Genomic DNA, 15,068 nt, shown 5'->3' with positions numbered 1-15,068 from the left:
GCCCTCCGCGCCGTCGGCGCGGGAGGCGGTCCGTACGTATGCCCGTTTCCCCGCGTGACGCGCCCCGCGCGCACGCGATCCGCTGAATCCGAGGACCTGACATGGCTTCCGCCAAGAACCAGAACAGCCCCGCCGCCGCGCGCCGCGCCAAGCTCGACGAGGCGCGCCGCAAGGAGCGGGCCCGTGAGCGCCGCAGCCGCATCATCACCATCACCGCCGCCGTCGTCGTGGTCGCCGGCCTCGTCGCCGGGGGCGGCTATCTGATGTCGGCCGCCGACGAGCAGGACAAGGCCGAGGAACAGGCCAGGACCTCGCCCGTCACCGGCGAGAAGTCCTGGGACGACCTGACCCAGGACCATGTCGGGACGCCCGTGGACTACCCGATGAACCCGCCCGTCGGCGGCGACCACAACCCGGTCTGGATGAACTGCGACGCCGACGTCTACACCGAGGCGATACCGAAGGAGAACGCCGTCCACTCCCTGGAGCACGGCGCCGTCTGGGTCACGTACAACGACAAGGCGGCGGACGCCGACGTGAAGGCGCTCTCCGAGCGCGTCGCGAAGACGCCCTACTCCCTGATGAGCCCCGTGGCCGACCAGAAGGACCCGCTGATGCTCAGCGCCTGGGGCAAGCAGCTCACCGTGAAGAGCGCCACCGACGCCCGCGTCGCACAGTTCTTCACCAAGTACGTCCAGGGCGCGCAGACCCCTGAGCCGGGCGCCGCCTGCTCCGGCGGGGTGGCCGAGTGACCTCCGCCGCGCGCCTCCCCCGTTCGCTGGTGTGGGCGGGGGCGGTGGTGTTCGTCGTCGCCGTGGCGCTGGTGCTGCTGACGGTCGTACGGCCCTCGGCGGCCTCGCCGTCCGGCTCGGGGGCGCCCTCGGAGAGCTCGGTCGATGTGGGGTTCGCCCGCGACATGTCGGTCCACCATCAGCAGGCGGTGGAGATGGCGTTCATCGTCCGGGACCGCACCGACGACGAGGACGTGCGCCGTCTCGCGTACGACATCATCAACACGCAGGCCAACCAGCGGGGCATGATGCTGGGCTGGCTGGAGTCCTGGGGCAGGCCGAGGAGTTCGGAGCGGCCGCCGATGGAGTGGATGGGCCATCCGGCCACCGCGTCCGACGGCTCCCTCATGCCGGGCATGGCGACGGACACCCAGCTGGACGGACTGCGGGCGGCGTCGGGCAAGGACGCCGAGGTGCGGTTCCTGCGGCTGATGACCGTCCACCACCGGGCGGGCGCCGACATGGCGCGGGCGGCGGCCGGTGCGGCGGCCACGGACGAGATCCGCGACCTGGCGGCCGGGATGGCCCGCGCCCAGGAGTCGGAGATCTCGCTCATGGCGGACATGCTGAAGGCCCGGGGCGCGCAGCCCTGAGCCCGGGGAACAGCGCACGGGGGCCGGGTCCGGTGACATGCGTCGCCGGACCCGGCCCCGCCCGCCGCGCCGCACCGCGAATTCACCTGGCGCCCATGTCCCCCTCATGGACCCGACACCCGGCCACCGCCGCACCGGCCGACACTTCCTGACGAGTCATGGACATGTCCCTCTCACGACAGGAAGCATCCGTGCGCATGCACCGCTCCCCTCGCCTGGCGGCCACCGCCCTCCTCGGTACGGCGCTGATCACTCTCGTCCCGCTGTCCCCGGCCCACGCACGGACGCCGCCCTCCGTCCGGCCGACGGCGGAGACGGCCGCGCTCCACGACGACGAGGCGGGCGGCAACGCCAACGCCGACGACCCCGCGATCTGGCGCGACGACGCCGCGCCCGGGCGCAGTCTCGTCGTCGCCACCGCCAAGGAGGGCGGCCTGCGGGTCTACGGCCTGGACGCGTCCCTGGTGCAGACGGTCCCGGCCCCCTCACCCGCGACCGAGGACGACGCCCCGGGCCGGTTCAACAACGTCGACCTCGTCACGGGGCTCCGCACCCCGTCCGGCCGCACCGACGTGGCCGTGGTCAGCGACCGGGGCAACGACCGCCTCCGTGTCTACCGTGTGGACCCCTCGCAGCCGGGCGGCCCCCTGAAGGACGTCACCGACCCGGCCGCCGCCCCGGTCTTCTCCTCCGGTCAGGCCGAGATCAACGAGCAGCGGACGGCGTACGGCCTCGCCACCTGGACGGACCGTTCCTCCGGGCGTTCGTACGCGCTCGTGAGCCGGCGCAACACCACGGATCTCGCTCTCCTGGAACTGCGGCCGACGGCGGCGGGCACGGTGGGCTACCGGAAGGTGCGCACCCTCTCGCTCCCTTCGTCCTTCCGGCTCCCGGACGGCACCTCGTGGACGCCGTGCGGCGAGCCGGGTGAGCTGCCCCAGGTCGAGGGCATGGTCGTCGACCCGGAGAGCGGCACTCTGTACGCCGGCCAGGAGGACGTCGGCATCTGGCGGCTGCCCGCCGGTCTTGACGGGCGCCCGGTTTTGATGGACAAGGTCCGCGAGTACGGCGTCCCCGGGACGTACGACCCGGAGACCGAGGAGTGCGCGCCCGGCCGCGACCCGGGGTTCGGCGGCAAGCGGCTGGCGGCCGACGTGGAGGGCCTGACCCTCTTCCGTACGTCCGGGGGCCGCGGCTACCTGCTGGCGTCGGGCCAGGGTGACGACTCCTTCGCCGTGTACGGCCGCGAGGTGTCCGGGGGCGGCGCGTACGTGGGCGGCTTCCGCGTCACCGCCGCGTCGGCCGACCTCGACGGCAGCGAGGAGTGCGACGGTGCCGCGGTGCTCGCCGAGCCGCTGGGCTCCCGCTACCCGCACGGGCTGCTCGTGGTCCAGGACGGGCACGAGACCTCCGCGTCGGGCGGCGAGGAGGACCGGGAGGCGACCGGCTTCAAGTTCGTCGACCTGCGCGCGGTGACGCGGGCCGCCGGCCTCTAGGGCGTGTTTTGAAAGTAGCGCCGTCCGCCCGGAGGGCGGGCCCGGCGGCGTCTGGTGCGTGCGATCGCAAGGCGCGGAAATGTTCTCGTAGCGGAGCTACTAGGGCATTTCTGCAACGCCGCGAGCGTGCGTGCCAGACGCCGCCGGGCAGGCGGGACTTTCAAAACACGCCCCAGGGCCCCGCACCGCGGGCGGTGTCCGGAAAGGCATCGCATAGGCTCGGCGACGATATGAAGAGCTACCTCACGCCCCTGGGGTCCAAGGCCGACAAGGACACCGTGCGGCGCCACAACCTGAGCCTCGTGCTGCGCGCCGTACGGGACGAGGGTGAGGCCGGCGAGGCCACCCGGGCCGGTGTGTCGGCCCGGGTGGGACTGACCAGGGCCGCGGTGTCCTCCCTGGTCGAGCAGTTGCTGGACAGCGGGTTCCTCACCGAGTCGGGCAAGACGTTCAGCGGTCAGGCCGGGCGCCCCGGCACGGCCCTGAAGGTGGCGCGCACCGGGCCCGCCGGCCTCGGCGTGGAGGTCAACATCGACTACGTGTCGGTGTGCGTCGTGGATCTGGCGGGCACCGGCCGGGTACGGCAGACCGAGCACCTGGACAATCGCGGCGCCCCGCCCGAAGAGGTCCTGGCCCGGGCGGCGGGGATCGCCGCCCGCACCCTGGACTCGGCGCGGGAGCAGGATCTGTACCCGGTCGGTACGGCGCTGGCGCTGCCCGGGCTCGTCTCGGGCGGATCCGTGCGCCAGGCCCCGAACCTGGGCTGGAACCAGGTCCCCGCCGAGGAGCTCTTCGCGGAGGCGCTCGCCGGGCTGCGCCCCGGCACGGCGCCGCTGCCCGTGCGCTCGGAGAACGAGGCGAATCTCGCGGCGCTGGCCGAGCTGTGGTTCGGCGGACTCGACGCGGTCCGCAGCTTCCTCTATCTGACGGGTGAGATCGGCGTCGGCGGCGCCCTGGTCCTGGACGGCGAACTGCTGCGCGGCGCGCACGGGTTCGCCGGGGAGATCGGGCACGTCGTGGTGGACCCGGCGGGCCCGGAGTGCCGGTGCGGCTCACGCGGCTGCCTGGAGCAGTACGCCGGCCAGTCCGCCCTGCTGCGCGCGGCGGGCATCGACGAGTCCGCGACCGGGGCGGCGGGGGTGATGGAGCTGGAACGACGGGCGCAGGCCGGTGATCCGGTGACGCTGGCCGCCGTGGCCGACGCCGGGCGGATGCTGGGGCAGGTGCTGTCCGGTGCGGTCAATCTCTTCGACCCGGACGCGGTGGTGCTCGGCGGGATCTACCGGGGCCTGATGCCCTGGCTCTCGCCGCCCGCCGACCAGGAGCTGACGGGCCGTGTGGTGTCCGGGCTCTGGTCCCGCGGTGGCGGCAGGCTGCGCGCGTCGTCGGTCGCGGGCGACGCGGCGCGGGGCGCGGCGGCGCTGGTGGTCCAGGACGTGCTGGCCGACCCGGTGGCGTACGCCCCGCCCGCGGCGCTGGACGTCTGAGGGCACCCCGGCCCGCCGGAGCCGGGGTGCCTGGGTGGGGTCAGCGGACGCCGATGAGGTGTTCCATGGCGAGCTGGTCGAGGGCTTCGAAGGCCATGGAGCGTTCGGCGGCCGCGGTGGCGTCGAAGTCCTCGTAGGCGGAGCGGTCGGCGAGGAGGGACTTGAGGCCGTCGTCGGCGGTGGGCCGGGCCAGCTCGTCCAGGCGGGAAGCGGTCAGGGCCTCCTGGACGGCGGGGTCCGCGCGGAAGGCCGCGGCGCGCTCCTTGAGGATGAGGTAGTTGCGCATGCAGTTCTTCGCGGACTCCCAGACCCCGTCGATGCCGTCGGTGCGTACGGGCTTGAAGTCGAAGTGGAGCGAGCCGTCGTATCCGGCGGTCTCCAGGAGGTCGACGAGCCAGAAGGCCTGGCGCAGGTCGCCGGCGCCGAAGCGGAAGTCCTGGTCGTACTTGATGCCGGACTGGCCGTTGAGGTCGAGGTGGAAGAGCTTGCCCGCCCACAGGGCCTGGGCGATGCCGTGGGGGAAGTTCAGCCCGGCCATCTGCTCGTGCCCGGTCTCCGGGTTCACACCGACCATCTCGGGGCGCTCCAGGCGCTCGATGAAGGCCAGGGCGTGCCCGATCGTGGGCAGGAGGATGTCACCGCGGGGCTCGTTGGGCTTGGGCTCGATGGCGAAGCGCAGGTCGTAGCCCTGCTCGGTGACGTACTCGCCCAGCAGGTCGAAGGCTTCCTTCATCCGGTCCAGAGCGACCCGCACGTCCTTGGCGCCACCGGACTCGGCGCCCTCACGGCCGCCCCAGGCGACATAGGTGCTCGCGCCGAGCTCGGCGGCCAGATCGATGTTGCGGATGACCTTGCGCAGCGCGAAGCGCCGCACGTCACGGTCGTTGGAGGTGAAGCCGCCGTCCTTGAACACCGGGTGCGTGAACAGGTTCGTGGTGGCCATCGGCACCTTGAGCCCGGTCCGCTCCAGCGCGTCCTTGAACCGTCCGATCAACCGGGCACGCTCGGCCTCGTCCGACCCGAACGGGATCAGGTCGTCGTCGTGGAACGTCACCCCGTGCGCGCCCAGCTCCGCGAGCCGCTCCACCGACTCCACCGGGTCAAGCGCGGGACGCGTCGCATCCCCGAACGGGTCGTTGCCACGCCAGCCCACGGTCCAGAGACCGAAGGTGAACCTGTCCGCGGGAGTGGGGGTGAAGCGATCCGTCATGGTGGTGTCCGCCTTCGCCTGCCTGGGGTCCGGAGTCGTCGTCCGTACCCCGAGCCTATTTGTTCAGTGACATGATTAATTATGCACACGGCACCGCGTGGACGTAACCCCCCGGGCAGTGAAACGGGGAACGCCCCTGTTCCGGACGCCGTCGATCACGTAATTTGTTCGTCGCACTCCCAAAAAGAGAAGAGGTAGCCCATGCCGCCGCGTACCGTCGTCATCGGCGTGGACAGCTCCACCCAGTCCACGAAGGCCGCAGTCACCGACACCGAGACCGGTGAGCTGCTCGCCGTCGGCCGCGCCCAGCATGTCGTCACGGGTGAGGGCGGCGCGCGCGAGACCGACCCCGAGGTGTGGTGGCGGGCGCTGTGCGACGCCGTGGCGGCCGGGCTCAAGGAGTCCGGGCTCTCGGCGTCCTCCGTCGTCGGCATCGCCGTCGCGGGGCAGCAGCACGGACTCGTGACGCTCGACCGCGCCGGCCGCCCGCTGCGCCCCGCGCTCCTGTGGAACGACACGCGCTCCGCGCCCCAGGCGGCGGCACTCGTCGCCGAGCTGGGCGGCCCCGAGGCCTGGACCGCGCGCACCGGCACCGTGCCCGTCGCGTCGATGACGGCGACGAAGTGGCGGTGGCTGCGGGAGAACGACCCGGCGAACGCCGAGGCGACGGCCGCCGTGCGGCTGCCCCACGACTTCCTCACGGAGCGGCTCGCGGGCATCGCGGCGACGGACCCGGGCGACGCGTCGGGCACGTGCTGGTACTCCACCGCGACGGGGGCGTACGACCCGGAGCTCCTGGACCGCCTCGGCCTGGACCCCTCCATGCTGCCGGAGGTGGCGGCGACGGGCGGGGCCCGGATCGGTTCGCTGACCGAGTCCGCGGCCGAGGCCCTCGGCCTGCCCGCCGGGATCGCCGTAGCGGCCGGCACCGGGGACAACATGAGCGCCGCGGTGGGCCTCGGCCTGGGCGGTGCGGGACTGCTGGACCATCCCGTGCTGAGCCTCGGCACCTCGGGCACGGTGTTCGCCGCCTCCCGGACCCGTCCGGCGTCCGCGGCGCTCTCCGGCTTCGCCGCGGCCGACGGTACGTACCTCCCGCTGGCCTGCACCCTCAACTCCACCCTGGCGGTCGACAAGGTGGCGACCCTGCTCGGCCTGCACCGCGACGACGCGACGCCCGGCGGCGAGGCCGTCCTCCTCCCCTATCTGGACGGCGAGCGCACCCCGGACCTGCCCACCTCCGCCGGGCTCCTCACCGGGCTCCGGCACGACACCACACCGCAGCAGCTGCTGGGCGCGGCGTACGAGGGCGCGGCCTTCACCGTGCTGCGGGCGCTGGACGAACTCCTGCGGGCCTGTGGTCTCGACCCGGCCGATCCCGAGGTCGCCGGCCGGCCGTTGCGGCTGATCGGCGGCGGCGCCCAGGGCCGCACCTGGGTGGAGACCGTGCGCCGGCTCTCCGGACGGCCGCTGATCGTGCCGGGCAGCGGCGAGTTGGTCGCGCTCGGGGCGGCCGCGCTGGCCGCCTCCGCGGCGGGCGGCGGCGACCCGGTGGCCATCGCGTCCCGCTGGAACGCGAAGTCGGACGACGCCGAACTCCCGCCGGTGGAGCGGGACACGGAGACCTGGGAGCGCGTCGGTTCGGTGCTGGACCGGGCCTCGGCGCCTCTGCTCGGCGGATGAGACGGGGCCCCGAAATCGCGTCCCGCGCACGCGTTTTGGGGATGGCTGCGGATCTTCAATAGGATCCGGCGATGATCATAAGAAAACGGCTGACGGCCGGGGTGTGCGTCCTGCTCGCCACCCTGGCCGCCGGGCTCGGCACCGCCCTTCCGGCCGCCGCCGACGAACCCTCCACCGCCGCGTCGCCCAAGGTCGAACTGGTCCTTGACGTCAGCGGTTCCATGCGCACCCGCGACATCGACGGCGAGTCCCGCATATCCGCCGCCAAGCAGGCGTTCAACGACGTCCTGGACGCGGTGCCCGAAGAGGTCGAGCTCGGCATCCGCACGCTCGGCGCCGACTACCCCGGCGACGACCGGAAGGTCGGCTGCAAGGACACCAAGCAGCTCTACCCGGTCGGGCCGCTCGACCGCACCGAGGCGAAGACCGCCGTCGCCACGCTGGCGCCGACCGGCTGGACCCCGATAGGCCCCGCCCTGCTCGGCGCCGCCGACGACCTCGACGGCGGCGACTCCACGCGGCGGATCGTCCTGATCACCGACGGCGAGGACACCTGCGGCCCGCTCGACCCCTGCGAGGTGGCGCGCGACATCGCCGCCCGGGGCATCCACCTGGTCATCGACACGCTGGGCCTGGTGCCGAACGCCAAGATCCGGCAGCAGCTGACCTGCATCGCCGAGGCGACCGGCGGCACCTACACCGCGGTCCAGCACACCGACGAGCTCTCCGGCCGGGTCAAACAGCTGGTGGACCGCGCCGCCGAGCCGGTCGTCACCCCCGTGGCGACCGAGGGCGCGGGCAGCTGCTCCGCGGCCCCCGAGCTGAAGGCCGGGCTGTACACCGACCGTCAGGAGATCGGCAAGCACCGCTGGTACCGGGTGGACGTCCTGCCCGGCCAGGAGCTGCGCGCCTCGGTGAGTGTCGCGGCGGACCGTGCCGTGAACAACGACTACGGGGTGCTGCTGCGCGCCGTGACCACGCACGGCCGGGAGATCGTCCGGGGCGCGGAGTCCGGCACCGGGCGTACGGACGCCGTGTCCACCGGGCTGCGCTATCCGAAGCCCGAGCAGGACGGCACCGACTCCGACACGAAGCCCGCCGCCGAGTCCGTCTGCCTCCAGCTGAGCAACTCCTTCTCGGCGCCCCCGTCCGTGAAGACCACCCCCGGCATGCCCGTCGAGCTGAGCATCGACGTGGTGGACGCTCCCGACGACGCCGCCGATGTCGCCGCCTTCGGCCTGGGCCGTGGCTGGTGGCTGCTCGGCCTCATGGTGCTGACCGGACTGATCGCAGGTCTGCTGTTCGGCTGGATCTCGCGCTGGCGCGTTGCCGTATGGAGGACCAACTGATGCGTACCCCCCGCAGAAACACCGTGCGGCGCGCCGGCGTGGGCGCGCTGCTGGCCGCCGTCGCCCTGCTCACCTCGGCGGGTGCCGCCGTCGCCGACGGCCCGTCCGCGAGCGCGAGCCCGGCGGAGGGCGACTCCCCGGCGCCGACGGAGGCCGGCACCACCTTCCGCACCGCCACGGCCGTGCGCCAGGGACAGGCGGCGACCGCGGACGCGTCCACGGGTGACTACCTGTACTGGGCCTTCCCCGCGGACGCCGGACAGCGTCCCACCGTGCACGCGAAGGTGGAACTGCCGGAGAGCGCCACCCGGCACGGCGCGTCGACCTGGCAGGTCGACGTGTACGACGGCCTCCGCCGCCGGCAGGCCTGTATGTACGGCCACCAGACCAGGAAGGCGGCGCCGGACGCGGGCACCGTCGAGCTGTCCTGCGTCCTGCGTACGGTCCGCGCCTGGTCCGAGCCGTGGGCGTCCGACCCGCTGCCCGGCACCTACTACGTACGCCTGACGGTGGTCGGCCTGGCCGAGGAGGACCTCGGTCTGCCGGTCCACGTCGAGACCCGGGTCGATCCGGCCGATCAGGGCGGCGCCCACGACGTGGACGGCGCCCTCGCGCAGCCCCTGGTGCCGGGCGTCTCCGCCGCCTCGGCGCAGCGCGGTACCCCGGCGGGCAGCGAGCCCGAGGACGGCTGGTCCTCGGGCTGGTGGACCAGCCGCTGGCTGTGGACCGCCGGCGGTGGCGTACTCGCCGCGCTGGCGGGCGTGTTCGGCTACTCCCTGACACGGGGCGGCGGCCTCCCCTCCCGGGTCCCGCCGGGCGTCTGACCGCACAGCACCCCCGCCCGAGGGCCGCAGGCCACCGCCCGCGGCCCTCGGCCATGTCCGGGGCCCGGCACTCCGGTCCGTCTCGAACCCGTGACCGACTGGCATTAGGCTCTGCAACTCACGTACTGCGCAAGGCAGATGACGGGAGTTCCCTCATGTCCACGGAAACCGGTGCGGCCCTCGACGCCGAGCCGCGCGGCCACCGGCTCGTCCAGGGCCCCAGGGGCCTCCCCCTCCTGGGGAGCCTGCCGCGGTTCGGCAAGGACCCCCTGGCCTTCTTCGAGCACCTGCGTGGTTACGGGGACATGGTCCGGTGGCGCTTCGGCCGCAACGACTGCGTCTTCGTCGCCGACCCCGCGTGCATAGGCGAACTGCTCACCGAGACGGAACGCACCTTCGACCAGCCGCTGCTGGGCATCGCCTTCCGTACGGTCATGGGCAACGGGGTCGTCGTCGCGCGCGGCAGCGACTGGCGGCGCAAGCGGTCGCTGGTGCAGCCCTCGGTGCGGCCCAGGCAGGTGAAGTCGTACGCCTCCACGATGACGGCGTCCGCGGTGGAGCTGGCCGACAGCTGGTCGGGCGGTGAACGCGTCGACATCAAGCGGGAGATGGCGGCGCTGACGCAGAAGATCGCCGTACGCACCATCTTCGGCGTGGACACCCCGGCCGACGCCGAGTCGATGGGCCGCGCCATGGACATCGCCCAGCAGGAGATCGGCAAGGAGTTCAGCGGCCTCGGTGCCGTCCTGCCCGACTGGGTGCCGACCCCCGGGCGCGCCAGGATCAAGAAGGCCGCCGCGGTGATCGACGCGGAGGTCGGGCGGGTGGTGGCCCGTCACCGGGACGGCGACGGGGAGCGCCCCGACCTGCTGAGCCGGCTGCTCACCGCGGTGGACGAGACCGGGGCGCACCTCACCGACCAGGAGATACGCGACGAGACCGTCACCCTCTACATCGGGGGCCACGAGACGACCGCGTCCACGCTGGTGTGGGCCTGGTATCTGCTCTCGCGCACCCCGCACGCCCTGACGGCCCTCACCGAGGAGCTCGACCGGGTCCTCGGCGACCGGGAGCCGGGGATCGACGACTACGCGCGACTGACGTACGCCCAGGCGGTGGTGAAGGAGACCCTCCGGCTGTACCCGACGATCTGGCTGGTCACCGGGGTCGCCAAGGAGGGGGCCCGGATCGGCGGCGTACCGATGCCGGAGGGTACGCGGGTGTGGAGCAGCCAGTGGGCCACGCACCGGGACGAGCGGTGGTTCCCGGAGCCCGAGGCCTTCCGGCCGGAGCGCTGGGACGCGGAGGGCGGGGACGAGATCCCGGAGTACGCCTGGTTCCCGTTCGGCGGCGGCCCCCGGGTCTGCCTCGGGACGCGCTTCGCGATGGTGGAGGCGGTGCTGATCCTGGCCGTCCTGGCGCGCCGCTTCGAACTGGCCGTGGACCCGGGCACCGTCAACCCCGTACCGACGCTGACCCTTCAGCCGGACCGGGAGGTCATGGCGACCGTACGGGCGCGCTGAACGCGCCGACGGGTGAAGCCGGCCGGGAACGCTTGACCTCAAGCTTTCTTGAGGTTCTAGCGTGCCACGCATACCGACCGACTCTCCCGGAGGCACTCCCATGGACATGGAAGTCACCGCGTGGCACTCCCTGCACAGCACGGTGAACGCGCAGCAGGACCGCAGGCCCTTCTCACGGGCCACGCTGCGCCGTATCGCGGAGTTCGCCCGGCCGCACCGGGGCAGGATCCTCCGCTTCCTGCTCGTCAGCGTGGTGACCGCCCTGCTCGCGGTGGCCACACCGGTGCTGGCGGGGCGGGTCGTCGACGCGATCGTGCGGGGCCACGACGGCGGGACGGTCACCCGGCTCGCCCTGCTGATCGCCCTGATCGCCGTGGCCGAGGCGGGACTCGGGCTCCTCACCCGATGGCTGTCGGCCACCCTGGGCGAGGGTCTGATCCTCGATCTGCGCACCGCCGTCTTCGACCATGTCCAGCGGATGCCGATCGCCTTCTTCACCCGCACCAGGACCGGTGCGCTGGTCAGCCGGCTCAACAACGACGTGATCGGCGCCCAGCGGGCCTTCAGCAACACGCTCTCCGGTGTCGTCTCCCATCTCGTCACCCTGCTGCTGACCCTGGCCGTGATGCTCACGATCTCCTGGCGGATCACCGTCCTCGCCCTGGTGCTGCTCCCGGTGTTCGTCGTCCCCGCCCGACGGCTCGGCACCCGGATGGCCGGTCTCCAGCGGGAGGCCGCCGGCCACAATGCCGCCATGGGCACCCGGATGACCGAGCGCTTCTCCGCCCCGGGGGCGACACTCGTCAAGCTCTTCGGACGCCCCGCGGACGAGTCCGCCGAGTTCGCCGCCCGCGCCGCCCGGGTGCGTGACATCGGCATCCGTACGGCGATGCTCCAGTCCGCGTTCATCACGGCGCTCACCCTGGTGTCGGCCCTCGCCCTCGCCCTGGTCTACGGGCTCGGCGGCCACTTCGCGCTGCGCGGCAGCCTGGAGCCCGGGGCCGTCGTCGCCCTGGCGCTGCTCCTCACCCGCCTCTACGCACCCCTGACGGCACTGGCGGGAGCCCGGGTCGAGGTGATGAGCGCTCTGGTCAGCTTCGAGCGGGTCTTCGAGATCCTCGATCTGAAGCCGCTGATCGCCGAGAAGCCCGGGGCCCGCCGGGTGCCGGAGGGTCCGGTATCCGTGGAGTTCGACGGGGTCTCCTTCGGCTACCCCTCCGCCGACAAGGTCTCCCTCGCCTCCCTGGAGGAGGTCGCCACGCTCGACTCCGGGGACGGCACGCGGGTGCTGCACGACGTCTCCTTCACGGCCGCGCCGGGCCGGACGGTCGCCCTCGTGGGGTCCTCCGGAGCCGGCAAGTCGACGATCGCGCAGCTCCTCCCCCGGCTGTACGACACCGACGCGGGCGCCGTCCGGCTGAACGGCGTCGACGTACGCGATCTGACGGCCGATTCGATCCGGGAGACGCTCGGCATGGTCACCCAGGACGGGCACCTCTTCCACGAGTCGGTGCGCGCCAACCTGCTGCTGGCCCGGCCGGACGCCACCGAGGAGGAGATCTGGGACGCGCTGCGCCGCTCCCGTCTGGACGGCCTGGTGGCGTCGCTGCCCGAAGGGCTGGACACGGTGGTCGGCGAGCGCGGCTACCGTCTCTCCGGCGGCGAACGTCAGCGGCTCACCATCGCCCGGCTGCTGCTGGCCCGTCAGCGGGTGGTGATCCTGGACGAGGCGACCGCACATCTGGACTCCACCTCGGAGGCAGCCGTCCAGGAGGCACTGGCCGAGGCCCTGGAGGGCCGTACGGCCGTGGTGATCGCCCACCGGCTGTCGACGGTGCGGGCGGCGGACCTGATCCTGGTCGTCGAGGACGGCCGGGTCGTCGAACGGGGCACGCACGACGAGCTGCTGGCGGCCGGAGGCCGCTACGAGGAGCTGCACCGCACCCAGTTCGAACGTCCGGGGGACGCCGAGGCCCCCGCGCTGCGCTGACCGGCGGCCTGTCGGCGTTGCGCGGCCGCGCGGCCCGCTCGTAACGTGACCGTGTCCGTCGAGCCGGCCGACCCGGCCACGGCCGGTGCGGCCGGCCTCGTCGGGCTCCGCCGCCCCTCGGGACCGGCGGGCCCCGAACAGCCCTCCACCGATGGAACCGGGAACGAATGAGCCAGTCACACTCCGCCGTCGGCGCTTGGCACCGGCCGATGGTGGCCCGCCTCGCCGGCGAGGAACACCGCACGGCGACCGCACTCGAACTATTCTTCGACCTGTGCTTCGTCGCCGCCGTCGCCCAGGCGTCGGCCGCCTTCGAGCACGAACTCGCCGAGGGGCACGTCGGGCACGGAGTCCTCGGCTACGCGATGGTGTTCTTCGCGATCTGGTGGGCCTGGATGAACTTCACCTGGTTCGCCTCCGCGTACGACACCGACGACGTCCCGTACCGGCTGCTCACCCTGGTCCAGATCGCGGGTGCGCTGGTGGTGGCCGCGGGCGCCGCCGAGGCGCTCCAGCACGAGGACTTCACCGTCATCACCTGGGGCTACGTCGTCATGCGGCTGGCCATGGTCACCCAGTGGCTGCGCGCCGCCCGCTCCGACCCCGAACGACGGCGCTCCTGCCTGCGGTACGCGGTCGGCATCCTGATCGTGCAGGCCGGCTGGCTCGCCCGCCTGGCCCTGCCCGAGGACTGGGGCCTCCCGACGTTCGCCGTCCTGGTCCTGGCGGAGATCGCGGTCCCCGTCTGGGCCGAGAGCGCGGCCATGACCACCTGGCATCCGCACCACATCGCCGAGCGGTACGGCCTGTTCACCCTCATCGTCCTGGGCGAGACCATGACGGCGGCCACTGCGGCCGTCCGTACCGCCCTGGACGGCGAGACGGCGCTCGGCGACATCCTGACCCTGGTCATCGGCGGCGTACTGACGGTGTTCGCCCTGTGGTGGCTGTACTTCGCGCAGAACGCCCCCCGCAAGCTCACCAGCCTCAGGTCGGCGATCCTCTGGGGATACGGTCACTACGCCGTCTTCGCCTCGGCCGCCGCGGTCGGCGCGGGGCTGGCGGTGAACGTCGCCCACACCACGGGTCACGGTCACCTCTCCGACCACGGCGCGGCGGCCGCGTTCACCGTGCCGGTGGCCGTGTTCATCACCCTGGTGTGGCTGCTGCACCACCGGGCGGAGGAGCTGCGCAGCCGCAACGACCTCATCCACCCGGTGGCCGTCCTCGCCGTCCTGGCCGTGACGTTCACCCCGAGCCCGGTCCTCGCCACCGGCGTCATCGCCGCCGCGCTCGTCGCCGCGACGCTCCTCGTGGCCGTCAGGTCCCGGCGGCCAGCGGAGTGAGGCCCGGACCGTCGAGATCGTCCAGGGCCACCCGGCGTCGGCAGACGGCCAGGAGCAGCGAGAGCGCGGGCCCGCTGACCTCCGGGCCTTCACCGATCGACACGTCGGCGTCGGAGGCCGTGAGACGGGTGCGCGCCACGAGTTCCTTGGCCCCTCCGAAGGAGGCCGGGGTACGGGCCTGCAGACGCAGCGCCCGTACGACGGCCTCCTCCGGGTAGGAGTGGGCGATCCCCAGCGGCCGGCGGATGTCCTCGCCGTGCACGACCTCCTCCACGAGCCGGCTGTCCAGGGGCGCCGGCGGGGTCGATCTGCGGGACGCGACCCGGCGAAGCCGCTCCAGCGTCTCCTGCGGTGTGGCACCGCGCTCGCGCTCGACACCGCGGGCGTTCTGACGGTCGAAGTCGAACCGGGCGCGGGCGAGGCCCACCAGAAAACCGGGACGCGTCGTCCTGGCCGTGTCGGCCAGATGGGCGACGACGTCGTGCACGGTCCAGCCCGCGCAGAGCGAGGGCTTCTCCCACTGCTCCTCGTCGAGTTGCCCGAGATCACCGATGAGCGCCGCACGCTCCGCGTGGACCATCGACCAGACGTCTCCCACGGCTGCCTCCTTCGGCCAGATCCCGTCGGCCCTACGCTAAGGGCTGCGTCCCGCAATTCCCGGCGGGACAGCCCTCAGGGTCTTTCGTTTGGATCAGGCCGGATCAGGGAGCGGGGTCTGGTGCGTGCAGCTGCAAGGCGGAGGATTGAGGCAACGCGGAGCGATTGGGGCCTCCCCT

Annotated in this window: 12 protein-coding genes; 10 read left to right on the top strand and 2 right to left on the bottom strand. The window is 72.9% G+C overall.

Going from position 1 to position 15,068, the window contains the following annotated elements:
* Positions 1-101: 101 nt before the first annotated feature.
* The 4 genes from ACZ607_RS31555 to ACZ607_RS31540 all read left to right on the top strand — a co-directional run bounded on the left by ACZ607_RS31555 (position 102) and on the right by ACZ607_RS31540 (position 4,367).
* Positions 102-752: a DUF3105 domain-containing protein gene (locus ACZ607_RS31555; RefSeq protein WP_469740493.1), complete on the top strand. Its 651-nt coding sequence runs from the start codon at positions 102-104 to the stop codon at positions 750-752.
* Positions 749-1,384 carry a DUF305 domain-containing protein gene (locus ACZ607_RS31550; protein ID WP_469740490.1) on the top strand — a complete coding sequence of 212 codons (636 nt, stop codon included), beginning with the start codon at positions 749-751 and terminating at the stop codon, positions 1,382-1,384. The genes ACZ607_RS31555 and ACZ607_RS31550 overlap by 4 nt, the downstream gene beginning before the upstream one ends.
* A gap of 197 nt (positions 1,385-1,581) precedes the next feature.
* The gene (locus ACZ607_RS31545) at positions 1,582-2,880 is read left to right on the top strand and encodes a phytase (protein ID WP_469740487.1); all 1,299 of its coding nucleotides are present in this window, start codon (positions 1,582-1,584) and stop codon (positions 2,878-2,880) included.
* Positions 2,881-3,110: 230 nt separating this feature from the next.
* On the top strand, positions 3,111-4,367 hold the full coding sequence (locus ACZ607_RS31540) for an ROK family protein (RefSeq protein ID WP_469740485.1): 1,257 nt from the start codon (positions 3,111-3,113) through the stop codon (positions 4,365-4,367).
* A 40-nt stretch (positions 4,368-4,407) separates the two neighbouring features.
* On the opposite strand, the gene xylA is transcribed toward ACZ607_RS31540, so the two are convergent.
* Positions 4,408-5,577 carry a xylose isomerase gene (xylA, locus tag ACZ607_RS31535; RefSeq protein ID WP_469740483.1) on the bottom strand — a complete coding sequence of 390 codons (1,170 nt, stop codon included), beginning with the start codon at positions 5,575-5,577 and terminating at the stop codon, positions 4,408-4,410.
* A gap of 201 nt (positions 5,578-5,778) precedes the next feature.
* Between xylA and xylB the strand changes: the two genes are divergently transcribed.
* The 6 genes from xylB (at position 5,779) to ACZ607_RS31505 (ending at position 14,292) form a co-directional block, all read left to right on the top strand.
* Positions 5,779-7,260 carry a xylulokinase gene (xylB, locus tag ACZ607_RS31530; RefSeq protein WP_469740480.1) on the top strand — a complete coding sequence of 494 codons (1,482 nt, stop codon included), beginning with the start codon at positions 5,779-5,781 and terminating at the stop codon, positions 7,258-7,260.
* A 71-nt stretch (positions 7,261-7,331) separates the two neighbouring features.
* A complete protein-coding gene (locus ACZ607_RS31525; RefSeq protein WP_469740477.1) occupies positions 7,332-8,609 on the top strand; it encodes a VWA domain-containing protein in 1,278 nt (425 codons plus the stop codon).
* Entirely contained in the window at positions 8,609-9,433 is an 825-nt protein-coding gene (locus tag ACZ607_RS31520) for a hypothetical protein (RefSeq protein ID WP_469740474.1), read from the top strand. Before ACZ607_RS31525 ends, ACZ607_RS31520 begins: the two co-directional genes overlap by 1 nt.
* Before the next feature lie 155 nt (positions 9,434-9,588).
* A complete protein-coding gene (locus ACZ607_RS31515) occupies positions 9,589-10,956 on the top strand; it encodes a cytochrome P450 (protein ID WP_469740472.1) in 1,368 nt (455 codons plus the stop codon).
* A 100-nt stretch (positions 10,957-11,056) separates the two neighbouring features.
* Complete coding sequence (locus ACZ607_RS31510) at positions 11,057-12,946, top strand: ABC transporter ATP-binding protein (protein ID WP_469740470.1); 1,890 nt, start codon at positions 11,057-11,059, stop codon at positions 12,944-12,946.
* 167 nt (positions 12,947-13,113) lie between these two features.
* On the top strand, positions 13,114-14,292 hold the full coding sequence (locus tag ACZ607_RS31505) for a low temperature requirement protein A (protein WP_469740468.1): 1,179 nt from the start codon (positions 13,114-13,116) through the stop codon (positions 14,290-14,292).
* Here ACZ607_RS31505 and ACZ607_RS31500 read toward each other — a convergent pair.
* A complete protein-coding gene (locus ACZ607_RS31500; protein WP_469741019.1) occupies positions 14,267-14,872 on the bottom strand; it encodes a maleylpyruvate isomerase family mycothiol-dependent enzyme in 606 nt (201 codons plus the stop codon). The two genes, ACZ607_RS31505 and ACZ607_RS31500, sit on opposite strands and share 26 nt — an antisense overlap.
* Between the last annotated feature and the right edge of the window lie 196 nt (positions 14,873-15,068).

The sequence above is a fragment of the Streptomyces sp. NPDC104381 genome (assembly GCF_055583745.1).
Note: the sequence above shows the minus strand (reverse complement) of the source record. Positions and strands in the feature narration are given on the sequence as shown.